General features: G+C 71.0%; 18 protein-coding genes. 8 read left to right on the top strand and 10 right to left on the bottom strand.

The features are described 5' to 3' along the window. Positions 1-147: 147 nt before the first annotated feature. Both ACWCRB_RS17850 and ACWCRB_RS17845 read left to right on the top strand, forming a co-directional pair. Positions 148-1,149 (top strand): sigma-70 family RNA polymerase sigma factor, encoded by a 1,002-nt coding sequence (locus ACWCRB_RS17850; protein ID WP_450996931.1) that lies wholly within the window; start codon positions 148-150, stop codon positions 1,147-1,149. Positions 1,150-1,660: 511 nt separating this feature from the next. Next, positions 1,661-2,317, top strand: a complete 657-nt coding sequence (locus ACWCRB_RS17845) for a TetR/AcrR family transcriptional regulator (protein WP_450996930.1) — start codon at positions 1,661-1,663, stop codon at positions 2,315-2,317. A 106-nt stretch (positions 2,318-2,423) separates the two neighbouring features. Here the strand turns inward: ACWCRB_RS17845 and ACWCRB_RS17840 are convergent, their stop codons facing one another. Then, the gene (locus ACWCRB_RS17840) at positions 2,424-3,392 is read right to left on the bottom strand and encodes a helix-turn-helix transcriptional regulator (protein ID WP_450996929.1); all 969 of its coding nucleotides are present in this window, start codon (positions 3,390-3,392) and stop codon (positions 2,424-2,426) included. Between the two features lie 62 nt (positions 3,393-3,454). Here ACWCRB_RS17840 and ACWCRB_RS17835 point away from each other — a divergent pair, with 62 nt between their 5' ends. From ACWCRB_RS17835 to ACWCRB_RS17815, 5 genes are all read left to right on the top strand, one after another. Continuing rightward, positions 3,455-4,966, top strand: a complete 1,512-nt coding sequence (locus tag ACWCRB_RS17835) for an MFS transporter (RefSeq protein ID WP_450996928.1) — start codon at positions 3,455-3,457, stop codon at positions 4,964-4,966. A gap of 212 nt (positions 4,967-5,178) precedes the next feature. Next, the gene (locus ACWCRB_RS17830) at positions 5,179-5,940 is read left to right on the top strand and encodes a DeoR/GlpR family DNA-binding transcription regulator (protein WP_235477891.1); all 762 of its coding nucleotides are present in this window, start codon (positions 5,179-5,181) and stop codon (positions 5,938-5,940) included. Beyond that, the gene (gene pfkB / locus ACWCRB_RS17825) at positions 5,937-6,884 is read left to right on the top strand and encodes a 1-phosphofructokinase (RefSeq protein ID WP_450996927.1); all 948 of its coding nucleotides are present in this window, start codon (positions 5,937-5,939) and stop codon (positions 6,882-6,884) included. The genes ACWCRB_RS17830 and pfkB overlap by 4 nt, the downstream gene beginning before the upstream one ends. Further along, on the top strand, positions 6,881-7,744 hold the full coding sequence (locus ACWCRB_RS17820) for a hypothetical protein (RefSeq protein ID WP_450996926.1): 864 nt from the start codon (positions 6,881-6,883) through the stop codon (positions 7,742-7,744). Before pfkB ends, ACWCRB_RS17820 begins: the two co-directional genes overlap by 4 nt. After that, positions 7,741-9,768: a PTS fructose transporter subunit IIABC gene (locus ACWCRB_RS17815; RefSeq protein ID WP_450996925.1), complete on the top strand. Its 2,028-nt coding sequence runs from the start codon at positions 7,741-7,743 to the stop codon at positions 9,766-9,768. Before ACWCRB_RS17820 ends, ACWCRB_RS17815 begins: the two co-directional genes overlap by 4 nt. 126 nt (positions 9,769-9,894) lie before the next feature. Here ACWCRB_RS17815 and ACWCRB_RS17810 read toward each other — a convergent pair whose 3' ends face one another. From ACWCRB_RS17810 to ACWCRB_RS17790, 5 genes are all read right to left on the bottom strand, one after another. Continuing rightward, positions 9,895-10,641 carry a DUF6227 family protein gene (locus ACWCRB_RS17810; RefSeq protein ID WP_235477896.1) on the bottom strand — a complete coding sequence of 249 codons (747 nt, stop codon included), beginning with the start codon at positions 10,639-10,641 and terminating at the stop codon, positions 9,895-9,897. A gap of 190 nt (positions 10,642-10,831) precedes the next feature. Beyond that, complete coding sequence (locus ACWCRB_RS17805) at positions 10,832-12,073, bottom strand: Ig-like domain-containing protein (RefSeq protein ID WP_450996924.1); 1,242 nt, start codon at positions 12,071-12,073, stop codon at positions 10,832-10,834. A gap of 168 nt (positions 12,074-12,241) precedes the next feature. Then, positions 12,242-12,649, bottom strand: coding sequence for a HEAT repeat domain-containing protein (locus ACWCRB_RS17800; RefSeq protein WP_450996955.1), 408 nt, complete (start codon positions 12,647-12,649; stop codon positions 12,242-12,244). A gap of 40 nt (positions 12,650-12,689) precedes the next feature. Next, positions 12,690-13,733 (bottom strand): P1 family peptidase, encoded by a 1,044-nt coding sequence (locus ACWCRB_RS17795; RefSeq protein WP_450996923.1) that lies wholly within the window; start codon positions 13,731-13,733, stop codon positions 12,690-12,692. A gap of 39 nt (positions 13,734-13,772) precedes the next feature. Further along, positions 13,773-15,002, bottom strand: coding sequence for a low temperature requirement protein A (locus ACWCRB_RS17790; protein ID WP_450996922.1), 1,230 nt, complete (start codon positions 15,000-15,002; stop codon positions 13,773-13,775). A gap of 125 nt (positions 15,003-15,127) precedes the next feature. Between ACWCRB_RS17790 and ACWCRB_RS17785 the strand changes: the two genes are divergently transcribed. Further along, positions 15,128-15,313, top strand: a complete 186-nt coding sequence (locus ACWCRB_RS17785; protein WP_235477903.1) for a hypothetical protein — start codon at positions 15,128-15,130, stop codon at positions 15,311-15,313. A gap of 40 nt (positions 15,314-15,353) precedes the next feature. Here ACWCRB_RS17785 and mscL read toward each other — a convergent pair whose 3' ends face one another. The 4 genes from mscL to ACWCRB_RS17765 all read right to left on the bottom strand — a co-directional run bounded on the left by mscL (position 15,354) and on the right by ACWCRB_RS17765 (position 17,975). Then, positions 15,354-15,824, bottom strand: a complete 471-nt coding sequence (gene mscL / locus ACWCRB_RS17780; RefSeq protein ID WP_450996921.1) for a large conductance mechanosensitive channel protein MscL — start codon at positions 15,822-15,824, stop codon at positions 15,354-15,356. Between the two features lie 138 nt (positions 15,825-15,962). Continuing rightward, on the bottom strand, positions 15,963-16,529 hold the full coding sequence (locus tag ACWCRB_RS17775) for a hypothetical protein (protein WP_450996920.1): 567 nt from the start codon (positions 16,527-16,529) through the stop codon (positions 15,963-15,965). Positions 16,530-16,673: 144 nt separating this feature from the next. Beyond that, positions 16,674-17,534: an S-methyl-5'-thioadenosine phosphorylase gene (locus ACWCRB_RS17770; RefSeq protein ID WP_450996919.1), complete on the bottom strand. Its 861-nt coding sequence runs from the start codon at positions 17,532-17,534 to the stop codon at positions 16,674-16,676. Between the two features lie 87 nt (positions 17,535-17,621). Beyond that, positions 17,622-17,975 (bottom strand): FmdB family zinc ribbon protein, encoded by a 354-nt coding sequence (locus ACWCRB_RS17765; protein ID WP_450996918.1) that lies wholly within the window; start codon positions 17,973-17,975, stop codon positions 17,622-17,624. Between the last annotated feature and the right edge of the window lie 61 nt (positions 17,976-18,036).

The raw sequence follows: 18,036 nt of genomic DNA, 5'->3' as shown, positions 1-18,036 counted from the left end.
AAAATAGGAGGGCGCGGTGGGAATTCTGTCCTGATTCCAGTCGTTGTTTCCTTCGGATGCCGGGCACGCGAGGAGTGTGCTGAGCGTTCAGAGACAAACAGGAACATCCAGGACCACCCGCTGACCTACCATCGCAAGGGAGCACGCATGGCAACCCGTGCCGTCGCCCGTCGTACGTCGTCCGCCACCGGCGGATCCGTCGGCGGCGCACGCAGTGTTCGCGCCCATGGCGGCGAGATCGCCGACCGCGACCTGGTCGGCATGTACTTGGACGAGATAGCGCGAACCCCGCTGCTCGACGCCGCGAAAGAGGTCGAACTGTCGCAGACCATCGAGGCCGGTGTGTTCGCACGCCAGATCCTCGACGGCGAGACAGAGGCCAAGGCGGACGCGACCGTCGAGGAGCTGGAGGCGCTGGTCGCCGAGGCCGAGCGGGCCAAGGACGTCTTCATCCGTTCCAACCTCCGGCTGGTCGTCGCCGTGGCGCGCCGCTACCCCCGCAGCGGCCTGCCCCTTCTCGACCTGATCCAGGAGGGCAACGCCGGCCTGGTGCGCGCCGTCGAGAAGTTCGACTACCGCAAGGGCTTCAAGTTCTCGACGTACGCCACCTGGTGGATCCGTCAGGCCATCACCCGCTCCATAGCCGACCAGTCGCGCACGATCCGCCTCCCCGTCCATCTGGTCGAGGAACTGGGCCGGATCCGCCGCGTGCAGCGCGAGTTCAACCGCAAGAACGGGCGGGACCCGGAGCCGGCGGAGATCGCCGCCGAACTGGACTCCAACCAGGAGCGCGTGATCGACGTCCTGGACTGGGCCCGCGACCCGGTCTCGCTGAACATGCCGGTGGACGACGAGGGCGAGACACAGTTCGGCGACCTCCTGGAGGACACGTCGGCGGTGTCGCCGGAGCAGTCCGTGCTGACGCTGCTGCGCAGCGAGGAACTGGACGACCTGATCGGCCGCCTCGACCAGCGCACGGCGTCCATCATCAAGATGCGGTACGGCATCGACGACGGGCGCGAGCGGACGCTGACGGAGGTCGGCAAGGAGCACGGGCTGACCCGTGAGCGGATTCGGCAGATCGAGAAGCACGCGTTGCTGGAGCTGAAGAAGTTGGCTCGGGACACCGGGTTCGACGCGGCGGCGTAACTCCGTTGGGTGCGTGGTTCTTTGGCCGCGCGCCCGGTGGGGGCTGGGCGCGCCCGCGCGGCGGTAGCCGCACATCGGATACAGCCCCGCGCCTCTGTCGGGGCGCGTCGGAGGGGGCGCGTTTACGTGCTGCGCGCGCCCTCGGCGTACGACTGTTGGGGGTCGCGTGCGCGGGGTGGCGGGGGGCCGCGCAAAGATAGCGGTGTCACGCTGCTTCAAACCAGCGGGTCCGGGGCACAAGACCTCAGGGCCCAGGACTTCCGGGTCCGGGCGGCAACGCCCCTGGACCCCCTGAGCCAGGTTCCGACGCAACCCCCCCCCGCGTCGGGACCTTCCCAAGCCGGGCTTCGGTACCTAACCCCCCCCAGGTACCGGAGCCCGGCTCACTTCTGCTTCCGCTCGCAGGCTCGTCTGTTCGCCCGCCTCGCTCAAGGGCGGGGCACCCCGTACCTGAACCCCGGGGTGGCCCGCCGGATGGCAGATTGTGCCACAGCGGCATAACCTGGCGTCCGTGTCCCACCCCGATATCTCCGGTTCCTCCGGCTTCTCCGGTTCGCTCACCGAACGGCGCAAGTACGCGACGCGGATGGAGATCGCCCGAGTGGCGGCGAAACTCTTCGTGACCAACGGGCTGCGGGCCACCCGCGCCGAGGACATCGCCCAGGCGGCCGGGGTCGCGCCGCGCACGTTCTACCGCTACTTCGCCACCAAGGAAGAGGCCGTCGGCCCCCTGTTCGGCGCGGGCATGGAGCACTGGGCGGACACGGTGCGCGCGGCGCCGGCCGCGCTGTCCGTGCCGCAGGCCCTGGAACACGCGGCACGGCATGTGCTGACACCGGGCGCCGGGGTGCCGCCGGGCGCCCTGGACTGGGCCCGCACCCTGCTCCGGCTGGCCGAGGAGAGCCCTGCCCTGCTGCGGGTGTGGGCGGAGCGGTGCCGTACGTCGGAACGCGCGCTCGCGGAGGCGCTGACCTCCCGGGGCGCGGGCCCGGCCGACTCACCCGAGGCCCGCTTCACGGCCGCCGTCGCCAGCGCGGCCGTACGCGTCGCCTTCGAGACCTGGGCGGCCGGGGACACCCCGGCCGACGGCCCGACGGGCCCGGCGGCACTGGCGGTACGCAACCTGGGGACACTGCGGGACTTCCCGTGGAGCGGCGCGAGTTCCTGAGGGGCGGGTTTGATGGCCGCCGCAGCGTCGGCTTCTGCGGCGGGAGTTCCTGAGGCGCGAGTTACTCGCGAGTTACTGAGGTGTCGGTCCCGGTGGGCTGCCGGGGTCAGCTCCCCGCCGCCGCCTGGGTCAGCCGGGCCCCCAACTCCCGTACCCGCGCCACCAGTTCGGGCGGTTCCTGGACCGTGAAGGCGCAGTCGACCGACGCGAGCCGTACCGCCAGCCACTCCACCGCGTCGCCGGTCGAGGAGCGGATGCGGCAGCTGTGCTCGTCGAGGGGCTCGGGGGTGCCGAGCCAGGCCGGGACGCGGGCGGCGACATACGCGGCCGGGGCGGCGAACGTCGCCTCGAACGCGTACTCCTCCCGCCGTACGTGGATCGACCGGCGCAGATACTCCGCCGCATCGCCGGTCGGCAGCTCGCGCGGGGCGAAGCGGACGCCCGTGGCGAAGGGGTCGGAGACCCGGTCGACGCGGAAGGTGCGCCAGTCGGCGCGGTCGAGGTCGTAGGCGACGAGATACCAGCGGCGGCCGGTCGACACCAGTCGGTACGGCTCGGTCAGCCGCTTCGTCGCCGTACCGTCCTTGGCGCGGTAGGCGAACCGCAGCCGCTCCTGCCCGGCCACCGCCGAGGCCATCACGGTCAGCGTCTCGGGCGCGATGACCGCACCGTCGCCGCTGGTCAGCGGGGTGGTCGCGGCCTGGAGGGTGGACACGCGCCGGCGCAGCCGGGACGGCAGGACCTGCTCCAGCTTCGCCAGCGCCCGTACGGACGCCTCGTCCAGCCCCTCGACCGCGTGCCCGGCGCCCGCCCGCAGCCCGACCGCGATGGCCACCGCCTCCTCGTCGTCGAGCACCAGCGGCGGCAGCGCCTTGCCCGCGACCAGCCGGTACCCGCCGTCGGACCCCTTGCTCGCCTGCACGGGATAGCCGAGTTCCCGCAGCCGGTCGATGTCCCGCCGCACGGTGCGCCGGGACACCCCGAGCCGGTCGGCCAGCTCGCCGCCGGGCCACTCGCGGGGCGTCTGGAGGAGCGAGAGGAGCTGAAGGAGCCGGGCCGGGGTGTCCGTCGTCATGGGTACGAGGATGCCGTACCACTAGGACAGGATCTGACCTAGTGGGGTCCTAGCGTGAAGCCATGAACTCCACCGAGACCCCCTTGGGCACGCCAACCGCCGTGCCCGACCGGCGGCGCTGGTTCGCCCTCGCCATCGTGATGACCGCGGCCTTCATGGACCTCGTCGACGTCACGATCGTCAACATCGCGATCCCGTCGATCCAGCGCGAGGCCGGCGCCTCCTTCAGCCAGATCCAGTGGATAACGGCCGGATACGCGCTCGCCTTCGCCGCGGGCCTCGTCACCGGCGGACGCCTGGGCGACATCCACGGCCGCAAGCGGCTGTTCCTCGTAGGGATCGGCGGTTTCACGCTGGCCTCCGCCCTCTGCGGCTTCGCCGCGAACCCGGAGATGCTGGTCGCCTCCCGCATCCTCCAGGGCGCCATGGCCGCGCTGATGGTGCCGCAGGTCCTGTCGATCGTCCACGCGACCTTCCCGGCGCACGAACGCGGCAAGGTGTTCGGCCTCTTCGGCGCGATCGTGGGCCTGGGCGCGGTGTCCGGCCCGCTGCTGGGCGCGCTGCTGACGGAGTGGAACCTGTTCGGCCTCGGATGGCGGCCGATCTTCCTGATCAACCTGCCGGTGGGCATCGCGGGCCTGATCCTGGGCCACCGCTTCATCACGGAGTCCAAGGCCCCGCGCGCCCTCAAGCTGGACCTGGTCGGCGTCGCCCTGGTGACCCTGGGCCTGCTGATGCTGCTCTACCCGCTGACCCGCGGGCGCGAGCTGGGCTGGCCGCTGTGGGGGTACGTGTCGATGGCGGGCGCGCTCGTCGTGTTCGGCGCGCTGGTGGCGTACGAGAAGCGGAAGACCCGGATCGACGGCTCCCCACTGATCGAACTGTCCCTGTTCAAGGTGAAGAGCTTCGCCGCGGGCATCGCGGTACAGACCGTCTTCGGCGTCGGGCTCGGCATCTTCTTCCTGGTGTGGACGCTGTACATGCAGTACGGGCTCGGCTGGAGCCCGCTGAAGGCCGGGCTGACCGGCGTGCCGTTCTCGATCGCGGTGTCGGTGGCGGCCGGCATGTCCGTCCAGAAACTGACCCCGCGCTTCGGCCGCAAGGTGCTCCAGGCGGGCGCCCTGGTGATGGGCCTCGGTGTGCTGCTCTACATCTGGGAGTCGGGCAGGTACGGCATGACGATCGCCCCCTGGCAGATGGCCCTGCCCCTGGTCGTCATGGGCGCCGGCATGGGCCTGATCGTCGCCCCGCTGACGGACGCGGTGCTGTCGGAGGTGCCGAGGGAGCACGCCGGGTCGGCGTCCGGGCTGATCAACACCGTGCAGCAGATGGGCAACGCGCTGGGACTCGGGCTGGTGTCGGTGGTGTTCTTCGGCGTGATGGGTGACCGGCTGGCGCCGAGCGAGGTGGGCCCGGCGTTCGTGGACGGCTTCCAGAACGCGCTGGGGTGGGTGGCCGGGTTGATGGGCCTGATCTTCGTGGTGATGTTCGCGTTGCCGGGGCGGGCCGCTGCGGTGACCGGCGGGCCGGAAGAGGCGGTGGAGGACGAGCAGGAGAAGGTCCTCGTCGGCTGAGCGAGGCGCGGTGGAGCAGGGCCCGGCACCTCAGGCATCAGGCCTCAGGTGCCGGGCCCTTTCCCGTGCGCGTATCCGTGCCGCACCCATACAGAAGCCTGATTGTGTCCGTATCACGCCCGAACTTGTTTACTTTCCGGAAATCCGGGCGTAGCCTCCGGATGAAAGCAGCCGAAACAACAAGTTCGGGCATGAGTCGGAGGCGAACGGACATGTACGCACCGGAGCGGCAGCAGGAGATCCTGCGGCTCGCCCGTGACGGCGGGCGGGTGGACGTGCTGTCCCTCGCCGAGCAGTTCCAGGTCACCGCGGAGACCATCCGCCGGGACCTGAAGGCGCTGGACCGCGCGGGCCTCGTACGGCGTGTGCACGGCGGCGCCATACCGGCCGGTCGCCTCGACTTCGAGCCGGACCTCACCGAGCGCGAGTCGACCTACGCCGACGAGAAGGACCGCATCGCCAAGGCCGCCCTCGCCGAACTGCCCACCGAGGGCACGCTCATCCTCGACGCGGGCTCGACGGTCGCACGCCTCGCCGCCGCCATCCCGCTGGAGGCGACGCTCACCGTCGTCACCCACAGCCTCCCGATCGCGGCCCGCCTCGCCGACCACCCCGGCATCCAGCTGCACCTCGTCGGGGGACGCGTCCGGCACCGTACGCGCGCCGCCGTCGACGCCTGGGCGCTGCGGGCGTACGGCGAGATCCGCGCCGACGTGCTGTTCGTGGCCGCCAACGGGTTCTCCGCCGAGCACGGGCTGACCACGCCCGACCTCGCCGAGGCCGCCGTGAAGCGGGCCGCCGTGGAAGCCGCCCGCCGAGTGGTACTGCTCGCCGACTCGACGAAGCATGGCGAGGAGCACTTCGCCCGCTTCGGGGTCCTGGGCGACGTGGACCTGCTGATCACGGACAGCGGCCTGGACCCCGAGGACGCCACCGCGATCGAGCGCGGCGGCACGGAAGTGGTGCGCGCATGATCCTCACCGTCACTCCCAACCCGTCCCTCGACCGTACGTACGAGGTCCCGTCGCTCGACCGTGGCGAGGTCATCCGGGCCACCGGCGAACGCATGGACCCGGGCGGCAAGGGCGTCAACGTCTCGCGTGCGGTGGCCGCCGCAGGTCAGCGCACGGTGGCGGTGCTGCCGCTGGGCGGCGCACCCGGAGCGCTGGTGGCAGACCTCTTGGACGCCCAGGGCATAGAGGTGGCACCGGTACCGATCGCGGGGGCGACCCGCTCGAACATCGCCCTCGCCGAATCGGACGGCGTCCTGACGAAGATCAACGCACCCGGCCCCGAACTCTCCGCCGCCGAACAGGAGTTGCTCCTGGAGACGGTACGCGTGCAATCGGCCGACGCCGACTGGATAGCTTGCTGCGGCAGCCTCCCGCGCGGCCTGGCCCCTTCCTGGTACGCCGACATAGTGGCCCGTACGCACGCCGCAGGCGCCCGAATCGCCCTGGACACCTCGGGCCCGGCCCTCCTGGCGGCCCTGCGCGAACGCCCGGACGTGGTCAAGCCGAACGCCGAGGAGCTCGCGGAGGCGGTAGGCCGCCCGTTGGCCACGATCGGCGACGCGGTGAAGGCGGCGGAGGAACTCCGCGAACTGGGCGCGGGCGCCGTCCTGGCCAGCCTCGGCGCCGACGGCCAACTCCTCGTCAACGGCACGGGCACCTGGTTCGCCAGCGCCCGCGTCGACACCGTACGCAGCAACGTGGGCGCCGGCGACTCCTCGCTCGCCGGCTTCCTGATCGCCGGCGGCAGCGGCCCCGAGGCCCTGGCCTCCGCCGTCGCCCACGGCGCCGCCGCCGTCCAGTTGCCCGGCAGCGTGATGCCGACCCCGTCCGACCTCGATCCATCGGCGGTGACGGTGACGAGCGAGATACCGGTGGACCGGGCGCTGAGGGAGCCGGTGTCATGAACACCCACCTGAGCGCCCGCCCCGGCCCGGCCCTGCCGCGGCCGTCCGCCGCCATGCACGGTGCTGCTGCCGTGCGGTTGCCGGGCAACGTGATGCCGACGCCTGCCGACCTGGGCCTGGGGGCCGGTGTCATGAGCGCCCGCCTGAGTGCCCGCCCCGGCCCGGCCCTGCCGTGGTCGTCCGCCGCCACGCACGGTGCGGTTGCCGTGCGGTTGCCGGGCAATGTGATGCCGACGCCTGCCGACCTCGGCCTGGGGGCCGGTGTCATGAGCGCCCGCCTTGGCCCGGCCCTGGCGCGGTCGGCCGCCGCCATGCACGGTGCGGTTGCCGTGCGGTTGCCGGGCAGCGTGATGCCGACGCCTGCCGACCTGGGCCTGGGGGCCGGTGTCATGAGTGCCCGCCTTGGCCCGGCCCTGGCGCGGTCGGCCGCGGCCATGCATGGTGCGGTTGCCGTGCGGTTGCCGGGCAGCGTGTTGGCGACGCCTGCCGACCTCGGTCTGGGGGCCGGTGCCATCAGGGCTCGTCTGCTCGTCCTCCCTGATCCTGCCCCGACTCGGCGCTCCGCCGCCGTCCAGTTGTCCGGCAGCGTGATGCCGACCCCGTCCGACCTCGACCCGTCCGCCGTGACGGTGACGGGCGAGGTGCCCTTGGACCCTCGTACCGGGGGAGCCCGTCTCGTGACGGCGCCCGCCCGCTGCGCCCGTCCCCCTGAACCGGCCCTGACGCGGCGGGGTTTCCCCGGCCCCGCCGCAGCCACCCCCCTCCCCAAGAGCCCCCACCGCAGTACCCGTACCACCCCCGTCCCCAGCCCCGCCCACCCCACTTCCCGGGCGATACGCGTGCGAAGGAGCCCGCGATGAGCGAGATGATCACCGCGGACCTGGTCGACCTCGACCTGTCCGCCCAGACCAAGGATGCGGCGGCCCGTGCCCTCGCCGAGCGCATGGTGGCGAAGGGGCGGGTGACCGACCTCGACGGTTTCCTCGCCGACGTGGCCGCCCGTGAGGCGCAGATGCCGACCGGCCTCGACGGCGGCATCGGCATCCCGCACTGTCGCAGCGAACACGTGACCGAGCCGACGCTCGCCTTCGGGCGCAGTGCCGCCGGGATCGACTTCGGTGCGGCCGACGGTCCCGCCGACCTGATCTTCCTGATCGCGGCCCCGGCCGGCGCCGACGACGCCCATCTGACGATCCTGTCGGCCCTGGCCCGCCAGTTGATGAACGACGAGTTCACGGCGGCGCTGCGAGCGGTCGGCGACGCGGAGACGGCCGCCGCGCTGATCCGCGGCGACGAGGCTCCGGCCACCGATGACTCCGCGGTGGCTTCGGCGGCGGCCTCCGCCGAAGCCGCCGCGGGTACCAGCGACAGCGACGGGGGCGCGCGTCCGTTCCGTATCGTCGCCGTCACCTCCTGTCCGACCGGTATCGCCCACACGTACATGGCCGCCGAGGCGCTGGAGAACGCGGGCCGCGAGGCAGGCGTCGAACTCGTCGTCGAGCCGCAGGGCTCGGCCGGGTTCACCCGGCTCGACCCGGCGGTCATCGCCGCCGCGGACGGCGTGATCTTCGCCCACGACGTGCCCGTACGGGAGAAGGAACGCTTCGCCGGGAAGCCCACCGTCGACGTCGGCGTCAAGGCCGGCATCAACAAGCCCGCCCAGCTCATCGCCGACGTACGCGGCAAGGCCGAGCGCGGCGAGAGCAGTGCGCCCGCCACCGGCGGTACGCCCGTCGAGCGGGCCGGCGAGTCCGGCGACAGCTACGGCACCAAGCTGCGCAAGTGGCTGATGACCGGCGTCAGTTACATGGTCCCGTTCGTCGCCGCGGGCGGTCTGCTGCTCGCCCTCGGCTTCGCGATCGGCGGCTGGGAGATCAACAAGGCGCCCTCGGTCATGGAGCACTTCTCGTGGACCCAGGTCGACAGCTGGGGCGCGCTGCTCTTCCAGATCGGCGGAGTGGCCTTCGGGTTCCTGATCCCCGTCCTGGCCGGCTACATCGCCTACGGCATGGCCGACCGCCCCGGTCTCGTCCCCGGCTTCGTCGGCGGCATGATCGCCTCGAACATCGCGGCCGGCTTCCTCGGCGGCCTGGTCGCCGGTCTGCTGGCCGGTGGCATCGTCCTCGCGATCCAGAAGATCAAGATCCCACCGGTGCTGCGTGGCATCATGCCCGTCGTGGTGATCCCGCTGATCTCCTCGCTGATCGTCGGCTTCCTGATGTTCGTCGTCGTCGGCAAGCCCATCGCCGAGGCCCAGAAGGGCATGACGGACTGGCTCTCCGGCCTCTCCGGCACCAACGCGATCTTCCTCGGCATCCTCCTCGGCCTGATGATGTGCTTCGACCTCGGCGGCCCCGTCAACAAGGTCGCGTACGCCTTCGCCACCGCCGGGATCGCCGTCCAGGACCCGAGCGACGCCGCCATGAAGGTCATGGCCGCCGTGATGGCCGCCGGTATGGTCCCGCCGCTGGGCATGGCGCTGGCCACCGTCGTCCGCAAGAAGCTCTTCACCCCGGCCGAGCAGGAGAACGGCAAGGCCGCCTGGGTCCTGGGCGCCTCCTTCATCTCCGAGGGCGCCATCCCGTTCGCGGCGGCCGACCCGCTGCGCGTCATCCCGGCCTCGATGGCGGGCGGCGCGGTCACCGGCGCCCTGTCGATGGCCTTCGGCGCCACGCTCCGCGCCCCGCACGGCGGCATCTTCGTGGTCCCGCTGATCGGCAGCCCGTTCCTCTACCTGATCGCCATCGCGGCCGGCACCTGCGTCACGACGGCCCTGGTCATCGTCCTCAAGAGCATGCGCAAGCCGGCAGCGGGCGCCACGGCGGCCGAGTCGCCGGAGGACACGGTGGCCACGCCGGCGAAGAAGGAGCCGGTGGCGGCGTAAGCAGAGCGATGCGCGGGCGCGCTGGGCGAGCCCGCGGGTACCACCGGAAACGCCACGGTCCCGGACAGGAGTTCCCTGTCCGGGACCGTGGCGTCTGTGTCATCGGGTAGGAACAGCGTGCCGGGGTTACGACGCCCGCGCCGCCCGCCGCTCCATCGCGTCCCGCGCCCCGTCCTCCGTCGGATACACCTCGCACATGTGCCGGCCGTCGGGCGTCGCCGTGTGCTCGACCTCCCACAGGGAGATCTCCTCACCGCCCGGCAACAGGAAGGCGTGCTCGTAGAGCGAGAAGCCGATACCCGACCGGCCCGCCCGGCACGGCCGCCCGAACGCCTGGGTGATCTGGTGCGCGAACGCCGTACGCAGCAACTCGGCCGTCTCCGTCCCCGGCCGGTCCGTGTTCTCCGCCCGGCGCAGTAAACGGCGCGCGTGGTCCGCCGAGTCGTCAGGAACGTACACATGCCGAGGCTGGACGACCGGCGTGAGCTGAACCGTCACCGGCAGCTCGAAATCCGGGCCGTCGGCGGGCAGCGGGAGCCGGGCCGTGGCGGCGCGCAGCTCCTCCTCGTCCACATACACCTCGTGCTGCGGACCCGCCCCGGGCGCCGTGTTGTGCACCAGCTCCCAGAGGGTGAGCGCCGAACCGTCGGCGAGCAGCCAGGTGTGACGGTACGTCTCGCGGTGCAGCCCCGCGCTGTGGTGCGCCGAGTGCAGCGAACTGTCGTGCGCCAGCGCGCAGTCGAGCCGCCGTATCGCCTCGTCGGGCAGCTCGAAGGAGTTCAGGGCACGACCGAGGAGCCGCTCGAGGTGCTCCTCCGGAGACTCGGGCGACTCGGGTGGTTCGTACGCTGCCGTCTCGTACGGAACGCTCAAGGCTTCTCCCGGCGTTGCTGCATGTCACCTTGTGGGTGCATACCGTAGCCCCTCGGTCGGACATCATGTCCGGGAACCGAGAAAACATACGCCTAGGAGACGCCCGGGCCGCACGAAAAGTTCCCGCACGGCCCCGAAAACCGTCAATGATCCATCAACACGCCCTGATCGGACGGTACTTCACGCCCTGTCAGGACGTGGCTCCCGCCGTCCACTCGCTCCACGGCAGATTCCAGCCGTTGAGACCGTTGTCCGGCGCGACCTGCTTGTCGGCGGAGTTCTTCACGATGACGACGTCCCCGACCATCGAGTTGTCGAAGAACCACTTGGCGGGCGTGTCCCCGTCGGCACCCTGAACATCCTGCAACCCCACACACCCGTGGCTGGTCCCCGTCCGCCCGAACGGCGGATTGCCCTTCTGGTACCAGTAGTTGCCGTGGATGAACGTCCCCGACGTCGTCAACCGCATCGCGTGCGGCACGTCCGGGATGTCGTACGCGTTGGCCAGATCGACCGTACGGCTGTCCATCCGCGTCTCCTTCAGCTTCTCGGAGATCACCATCTGCCCGTTGTAGGTGGTGAATTCCGGGCTGCCGGCCGAGATCGGGACGCTCTTGAGGGTCTGCCCGTCCCGTACGACCGTCATGGTCTGCGTGTTGACATCGACCGTGGACACCTGCGAGCGCCCGATCGTGAAGCTGACGGTCTTCTTCTGCACCCCGACCACACCGTTGGCGCCCTCGACCCCGTCCAGGTCGATCTTCATCGTGACCTTGGAGCCGGCCTTCCAGTACTCCTCGGGCCGGAAGTCGACCCGCTGCGCCCCGAACCAGTGCCCGACGACCTCCTGCCCGCTGCTCGACGTGACGGTGATGTGCGACCGTACGGCGGCCTGATCACTGATCGCCTTGTCGAACGTGAACGACACCGGCATCCCCACGCCGACCGTCGTCCCGTTGTCCGGCGTGTACGTCCCGATGAAACTGTTCGCCTTGGTGACGGTGGTGAAGGTCGAATCGGCTGCCTGAGTCCGCCCGTCGGAGTCCTTCGCGGCCGCCGATATTCGGTACTGCGTCCCCCGCTCCAGTTGCTCGGCCGGCTTCCAACTCCGCCCGTCGGCGGCTATCGCCCCCGCCACAGCGGCCCCCGTCCCCGCGACGGTCATCTTCACCTCGGTCAACGTGCCCCCGCTGACCTTCACACCGGTCGTGTTGATCGACGCACCCGCCGACCCGTTCTTCGCGGAGATGGCGATCCGGGCGTCCGACGTCGCGACGGACCCACTACCGCCCTTACCGCTACCGCCCTTGCCCCCCTTCCCGTCGTCGCCACCGCTGCTGCCACCGGCGCACGCGGTGAGGGACAGGGCACCGACCATCAGGACGGCACAGGCCCCCAGCGCGCGCCGAGCTGTCGTGTCCGGCGTTGTCACGGGCTGCTCCAGGTTTGTGTGATCCGGGGTGTCCGGGTTCTTTGGGTGATCCGCCCCACTTACGTGAAGAAGGAGGGGGACACCGACGGCCCGGGTTCCCGACGGACCGCCTTCACACCCATCACGTGACAGAACCGCGACAATCGACGTCCCCTGTTCACCCCGCCATCAGCGTCCTGTGTCGTCTGCCCACCCAGACATCTCCGCGGCGCCCCGACGGACAGCTGCCTCCGGGTCCCGGGCGAGCTGCCCGCAGACCGCTGCGACGTCCGGCCCACCGCCCGTTCCTGCGAACGCGTCACGCACCCCGGTCTGTATCCAGTCGGCCTGGTTGTCGTCAGCCTCGGCAACCGCGCGAGCGACGAGTCTCATGGCACCCGTCGTCCCCACCCGGGTCAGGGCCTCTGCCGTCTGGCGGGTCACCGCCGTGTCCTCGACGTCCAGCAGCAGCCCGGCCAACACCTCCGCGACATCAGGATCATCAGCGAAGGAAGCAAGGTCGCGCCCAGCACGCGCACGCCGCGACCACAGAGGAGACGAGGCCTCGGCCAGAGCCGCCGCCAACCCACTCACCATCTCCGGCACGACCGGATGGTCGCCCGCCCACCCCCTCCCGTTAGCGTCCCCCATACAACTCCCCATACGAAGGCCACCCTCCACCCGCCCCCGCCCCCGCCCCCGCCACCGGCCCCGCCGCCCGTACCGCCCGGACGATCGCCCGTGTCACCAGGTCCGCGCTCGCCTCCAGGATCTCGTTCAGTGCGAGGGGGTTGTCCTCGGACAGTGGGCGGGCGCCTGTCGCCAATGTGAACACCGTGTCCCCGTCGGTCAGTAGATGCACCGGACGTACGGCACGTGCGATGCCGTCGTGTGCCGTGCCGGCCACCTTCTGTGCCTGTGCCTTGGACAGCGCCGCGTCGGTCGCGACCACCGCGAGGGTGGTGTTCAGCGGAGGTAGGGGTGACTGTGCGGCGGCTTCGGCCAGTCGCCGCCGCGCCGCCTCGTGCACGTCGGCCGACGGATACTCGACCCGCCGCCCCTCGAACAACTCCCCGTACAGCACCCCCGTTTCCGGATCCACCGAGTACCCCGCCGCGTTGGCCACCACCAGCGCCGCCACCGTGATCCCCGAGCCGAGCGCGGTGCTCGCGGTGCCGACACCGCCCTTGAGATGCCCGACCACCGCCCCCGTACCGGCGCCCACGCACCCCTCCGGCACGGGCGCGCCCAGCTCGCTCGCGGCGGCCGCCTCGACGGCTGCCCGACCGGTGGCCGCGTCCGGCCGCGCCTGGAAGTCGCCGCCCCGGCCCAGGTCGAAGACGCAGGCGGCGGGCACCACCGGCACGACGTGTCCGGGATCGGGCCCGACCCGTACCCCGCGCTCCTGCTCCTCCAGCCAGGCCATCACCCCGGACGCCGAGTCCAACCCGTACGCGCTGCCGCCCGTCAGCACCACCGCCTCGACAGTGCGCACCACGTTCCGCGGATCCAGGGCGTCGGTCTCCTTGGTGCCGGGTCCGCCGCCCCGGACGTCCACGGCCGCCACGGCTCCGCCCTCCGGTGCGAGCACGACCGTCGTGCCGGTGAGCCATCCGTCGCCGATACGCGTCGCGTGCCCCACTCGCAGGCCGGCCACATCTGTCAGAGCGTCAACTGTCATGACGCCCAGTCTTGTCCAGCGCTCCTTTCCGCCGCTTCCTCAGCTGTTCTTCGTCGCTTCCGTGTCTTCGGCCCGGTGCTCCCCGGCCACCGTCCGCGCGGTCAGCGTCACCCCGGTCGCCACCGCGAGCGCCGACAGGAGGCCCGCCGCGAGCACCGCCCAGTCGCCCAGGAACGTGCACACGATCACCAGCAACGCCGTGGTCGGCAGGACCAGTTGCTGGACCGTGCCCACCTTGAAGTGGCGCGAGTGCAGGGCCCAGACCGTGAGGAGGTAGAGCGCCGTCGGCAGGGTCACGGCAGCCGACGCGGCCAGCGTGGAGATGTGCGCCTTGCCGACCGTGTCCTCGACCGCGACCTCCAGGCCCGCCCCGATCGCGGCGACCGACGCGAAGATCAGATAGTGGCCGTAACCCCACAGGAACGACTGCCTGTTGGAGCGCAGATGCCCATGGATGGGGACGGCGAAGTAGATCCACCAGGCGGAGAACACGATCAGCAGCCCACCCACCGCGATCGGCAGCAGATCGCGCAGCGCGTCGTTCTCCTCCACACCCGTCTTCACGGCCACCGTCGCCGCCGCGACCGCCTCGCCCAGCACGATGATCGTGAACAGCCCGTACCGCTCGGAGATGTGGTGCGGGTGCCAGGACGTGGCGAAGCTCCTCTCCGCGTAGAGGGGGACCGCCAGTTCGGCGAGCGCCATCACCAGGAACAGCCACGGGCGGGCGGACTCCGGCAGGAGCACGAGACCCAGCCAGCCGACCAGGCACAGGAGCACGCCACCGGCGTAGCGCAGTGCCATCGTCCGCTCGGCGCCGGTGGCCGAGCGGGCGACCCGCAGCCACTGGGCGGCCATCGGCAGCCGCATGATCAGATAGCCGAGCCAGACGATCAGGAAGTCGTGGCTCTCGAAGGCCCGTGAGATCCCGGCCGCCAGTACCAGTACGCCGGCGATCTGGACCAGCGTGACGATCCGGTACAGCACGTCGTCGTTGTCGTACGCCGAGGCGAACCAGGTGAAGTTCATCCAGGCCCACCAGATGGAGAAGAACACCATCGCGTAGTTGAGGATGCCCTCGCCCGCGTGCCCCTCGGCGACGGCGTGCACCAACTGGACGCCCGCCTGGGCCACGGCCACCACGAAGCAGAGGTCGAAGAAGAGTTCCAGCGGCGAGGCGACCCGGTGCGACTCGCCGCGTCCGCGCGCGGTCAGCTTGCGCAGGGGCGCATCGCGGCCGACACCGTCGACTGCGGGGGAAGACGTCATACGACCCAGCACAGCAGATGAGCCCGCCGTGCGCAGGCCGAAGGGCGGCGCCGGAGCGTGATCGTGATCCGGCGTGCGCCCCACGGCCCGGACCGGGCCCGGCAGGTGGGACGTACCCTGGACTCATGAGCAGCCCCGCCGCCCCCGAACCGCGCGCCCCGAAGCCCGCGCTGATCTTCGACGACCCGCTGGACCAGCAGTCGTCGGACGACACGGACCGTGGGTGGGGCGAGCGCCCGGCTGACGGCGGCGGCGACAGCGCGGCCGACCTGAAGCGCTTCCTCGACGAGAAGCCGCCCCACCACATCTGAACCGGGCCGAGCGACCTCCGAACGAGGCCGAGCGCCCTGCCTACCGCTCGTCGTGCCCGGTGCCCCGCTGGGCCACGAGGGCGTCGCGGATCTCCTTGAGGACCTCCAGCTCGCTCAGCTCGACGACCTCCTGCGCGCCCTCCTTCGCCTTCTGGCGCGCGGCCACCCGGGCCAGGTACTTCGACATCGGCAGGACCATCAGGAAGTAGACGACGGCCGCGGTGATCACGAAGGTGAGCGTGGCGCCCAGGACCGAGCCCCACATGATCTTGACGCCGGTCGCGGTGTCGCCGGTGCCGGTGCAGGGGTCCTTGATGCAGGAGCTGTAGTTGTCGAGGTTCTTCGTCCCGAACGCCCCCACCATCGGGTTGATGACGCCCTTCACCACCGAGTTCACGATGTTGGTGAACGCGGTGCCGATGACTACCGCGACCGCCAGGTCGACGACGTTGCCGCGCGTCAGGAAGGCTTTGAAGCCGTCCCAGACGCTCGGTTGCTTCTTCTCGCTCACCGCGGGGCCTCTCCTCGTACACGCAAATGGGGGAACAAACAGTTCCGCAACCTACGTCAACCTGTGGCGGCCATGTCCAATTGGCCGACTCCAACGAGGGACTTGACGCCAGACGGTTCGAGACGATCATCCAACCGTTCACCACACCGTCACCGCCAACCGTGCCGTCGCACCCGCGCCGGCCAGCCGGGACGCCGTGGTGCGCGGCACCGAGAGCACGACCAGGGCCCCGCCCTCGGCCACGCTGTCCTCGGGCGTCATGGCAGGCGGCACCTTCGTCACCCGGGCCCGGTGCGCGACCACCTGAGCGTCCGTGCCCGTCGGCGACTCCTCGGCCGCGATGACGTCGACCCGGTCACCGGGCCGCAGCAGCCGGACCGTTGCCGCGTCGGCGATCCGCACCGGCGCCGTCACCATCTCGACCGCGCGCCGCTCCCGTACGGGATCCGCCACGGGATGGCCCCGGACCCGTCCGACATCGGGCGGCGGACCTGACGCCCCACGTGGACCCGCCGCCACGATCGCGGCAGCCGTGACGGCGAGCCCGAGGGCCAGCGCCCGCCTCCGATTCCGTACCAGGCGCCGCAGTTGACCCCGCCCGCCGCGCACCCGCACGGGAGCGAAGTGCGGCACCTCGCAGGGCGGGGGGACGAGCGAAACGGAGTGCACGGGACGTACGGGAGACATGGGACGTACGGATGACATGGGGACCACCACCTGTGACGAGGGAGCTGCTTGCGCCCCCACGATGAGGCTTTTCCGCGAACCCCGCTCAGGCCTGTGTGTTACTCACCGGTTGTGGACAACTCGCTCACCCGAACGGGAAGTTCCACCTCTGCCGGTGTCGCTTCAGGGCAGCTCGAACCCCGGATCCATCCCGCCCAGCGCCTTCGTGCACAGGCAGTCCCGCGTCTCGCCCGCAGGCAGCGCCGCCACCGCGTCGGACAGCACGCCCCGCATCCGGTCCACGTTCGCCGCGAACACCTGGAGCACCTCCTCGTGCGAGACGCCCTCACCGGTCTCCGCGCCCGCGTCGAGGTCGGTGACGAGGGTCAACGACGTGTAGCACAGCTCCAGTTCACGGGCGAGCCCCGCCTCGGGATGGCCCGTCATGCCCACCACCGACCAGCCCTGCGCCCGGTACCAGAGCGATTCGGCACGGGTGGAGAACCGCGGCCCCTCGATCACGGTCAGCGTGCCGCCGTCCACCGGCTCCCAGTCGCGGCCACGCGCCGCCTCCAGCGCGACCTTGCGGCCGACCGGGCAGTAGGGGTCGGCGAGGGACACGTGCACCACGTTGGGGACAGCCCCGCCCGGCAGCGGCAGGCCGTCGAAGAAGGTCCCCACCCGGGACTTCGTACGGTCGACCAGCTGGTCCGGCACGAGCAGTGTGCCCGGACCGTACTCGGGCCGCAGACCGCCCACCGCGCACGGCGCGAGCACCTGGCGGACGCCGACCGAGCGCAACGCCCACAGGTTGGCGCGGTAGTTGATGCGGTGCGGCGGCAGATGGTGTCCGCGCCCGTGCCGGGGCAGGAAGGCGACCCGGCGGCCGGCGAGCTCGCCGAGGAACAGGGAGTCACTGGGGGATCCGTACGGCGTGTCCACATGTATCTCGGTCACGTCGTCGAGGAAGGAGTAGAAGCCGGAGCCGCCGATCACGCCGATCTCGGCGCTCGTGGCGCTCACGGGATTCGCCTGATTCACCATGCACCGCACCCTAGCCGCGCGTGGAAACACCGAAGACCCCGTCGCCGTAGGGCGGCGACAGGGTCCCGTGGGCCAAGAGGTGGTGCTTTACGCGGCCGAGCTGGTGCTCGACGAGCTGCTGGAGCCCGACGAGGAGCTGGACGAATTCGACGACGAGCCCGAGCCGGACGACGAGGAGCCCGACGAACTCGACGACGAGTCCGAGGACGACGACGAAGAAGCGGCCGTCGACGGCTTCGACGCGGGCGCGCTGCTCGACGAGGAGCCGCGGCTGTCGTTGCGGTAGAAGCCGGAGCCCTTGAAGACGATGCCGACCGCGGAGAACACCTTCTTGAGGCGGCCGTTGCAGCTGGGGCACTCGGTCAGGGCGTCGTCGGTGAACTTCTGCACCGCTTCAAGGCCCTCGCCGCACTCGGTGCACTGGTACTGGTAGGTCGGCACTGTGTCTTCCTCCTGGCACTCTCACTCGATGAGTGCTAACGATCGTCCATAGTGACGTATT

It is taken from the genome of Streptomyces sp. NPDC002156 (genome assembly GCF_053593675.1).
The sequence above is the reverse complement of the archived record's forward strand: the minus strand, read 5'-3'. Positions and strand labels throughout refer to the sequence as shown.

Bases quoted from the DNA above. Each gene is read 5' to 3' on its own strand.
- ACWCRB_RS17800 (WP_450996955.1), bottom strand. From the start codon at position 12,649: ATGGTGAGTGGGTTGGCGGCGGCTCTGGCCGAGGCCTCGTCTCCTCTG.
- ACWCRB_RS17795 (WP_450996923.1), bottom strand. From the start codon at position 13,733: ATGACAGTTGACGCTCTGACAGATGTGGCCGGCCTGCGAGTGGGGCAC.
- ACWCRB_RS17830 (WP_235477891.1), top strand. From the start codon at position 5,179: ATGTACGCACCGGAGCGGCAGCAGGAGATCCTGCGGCTCGCCCGTGAC.
- ACWCRB_RS17835 (WP_450996928.1), top strand. From the start codon at position 3,455: ATGAACTCCACCGAGACCCCCTTGGGCACGCCAACCGCCGTGCCCGAC.
- ACWCRB_RS17775 (WP_450996920.1), bottom strand. From the start codon at position 16,529: ATGTCATCCGTACGTCCCATGTCTCCCGTACGTCCCGTGCACTCCGTT.
- ACWCRB_RS17840 (WP_450996929.1), bottom strand. From the start codon at position 3,392: ATGACGACGGACACCCCGGCCCGGCTCCTTCAGCTCCTCTCGCTCCTC.
- ACWCRB_RS17790 (WP_450996922.1), bottom strand. From the start codon at position 15,002: ATGACGTCTTCCCCCGCAGTCGACGGTGTCGGCCGCGATGCGCCCCTG.
- ACWCRB_RS17815 (WP_450996925.1), top strand. From the start codon at position 7,741: ATGAGCGAGATGATCACCGCGGACCTGGTCGACCTCGACCTGTCCGCC.
- ACWCRB_RS17770 (WP_450996919.1), bottom strand. From the start codon at position 17,534: ATGGTGAATCAGGCGAATCCCGTGAGCGCCACGAGCGCCGAGATCGGC.
- ACWCRB_RS17850 (WP_450996931.1), top strand. From the start codon at position 148: ATGGCAACCCGTGCCGTCGCCCGTCGTACGTCGTCCGCCACCGGCGGA.
- ACWCRB_RS17820 (WP_450996926.1), top strand. From the start codon at position 6,881: ATGAACACCCACCTGAGCGCCCGCCCCGGCCCGGCCCTGCCGCGGCCG.
- ACWCRB_RS17785 (WP_235477903.1), top strand. From the start codon at position 15,128: ATGAGCAGCCCCGCCGCCCCCGAACCGCGCGCCCCGAAGCCCGCGCTG.
- pfkB (WP_450996927.1), top strand. From the start codon at position 5,937: ATGATCCTCACCGTCACTCCCAACCCGTCCCTCGACCGTACGTACGAG.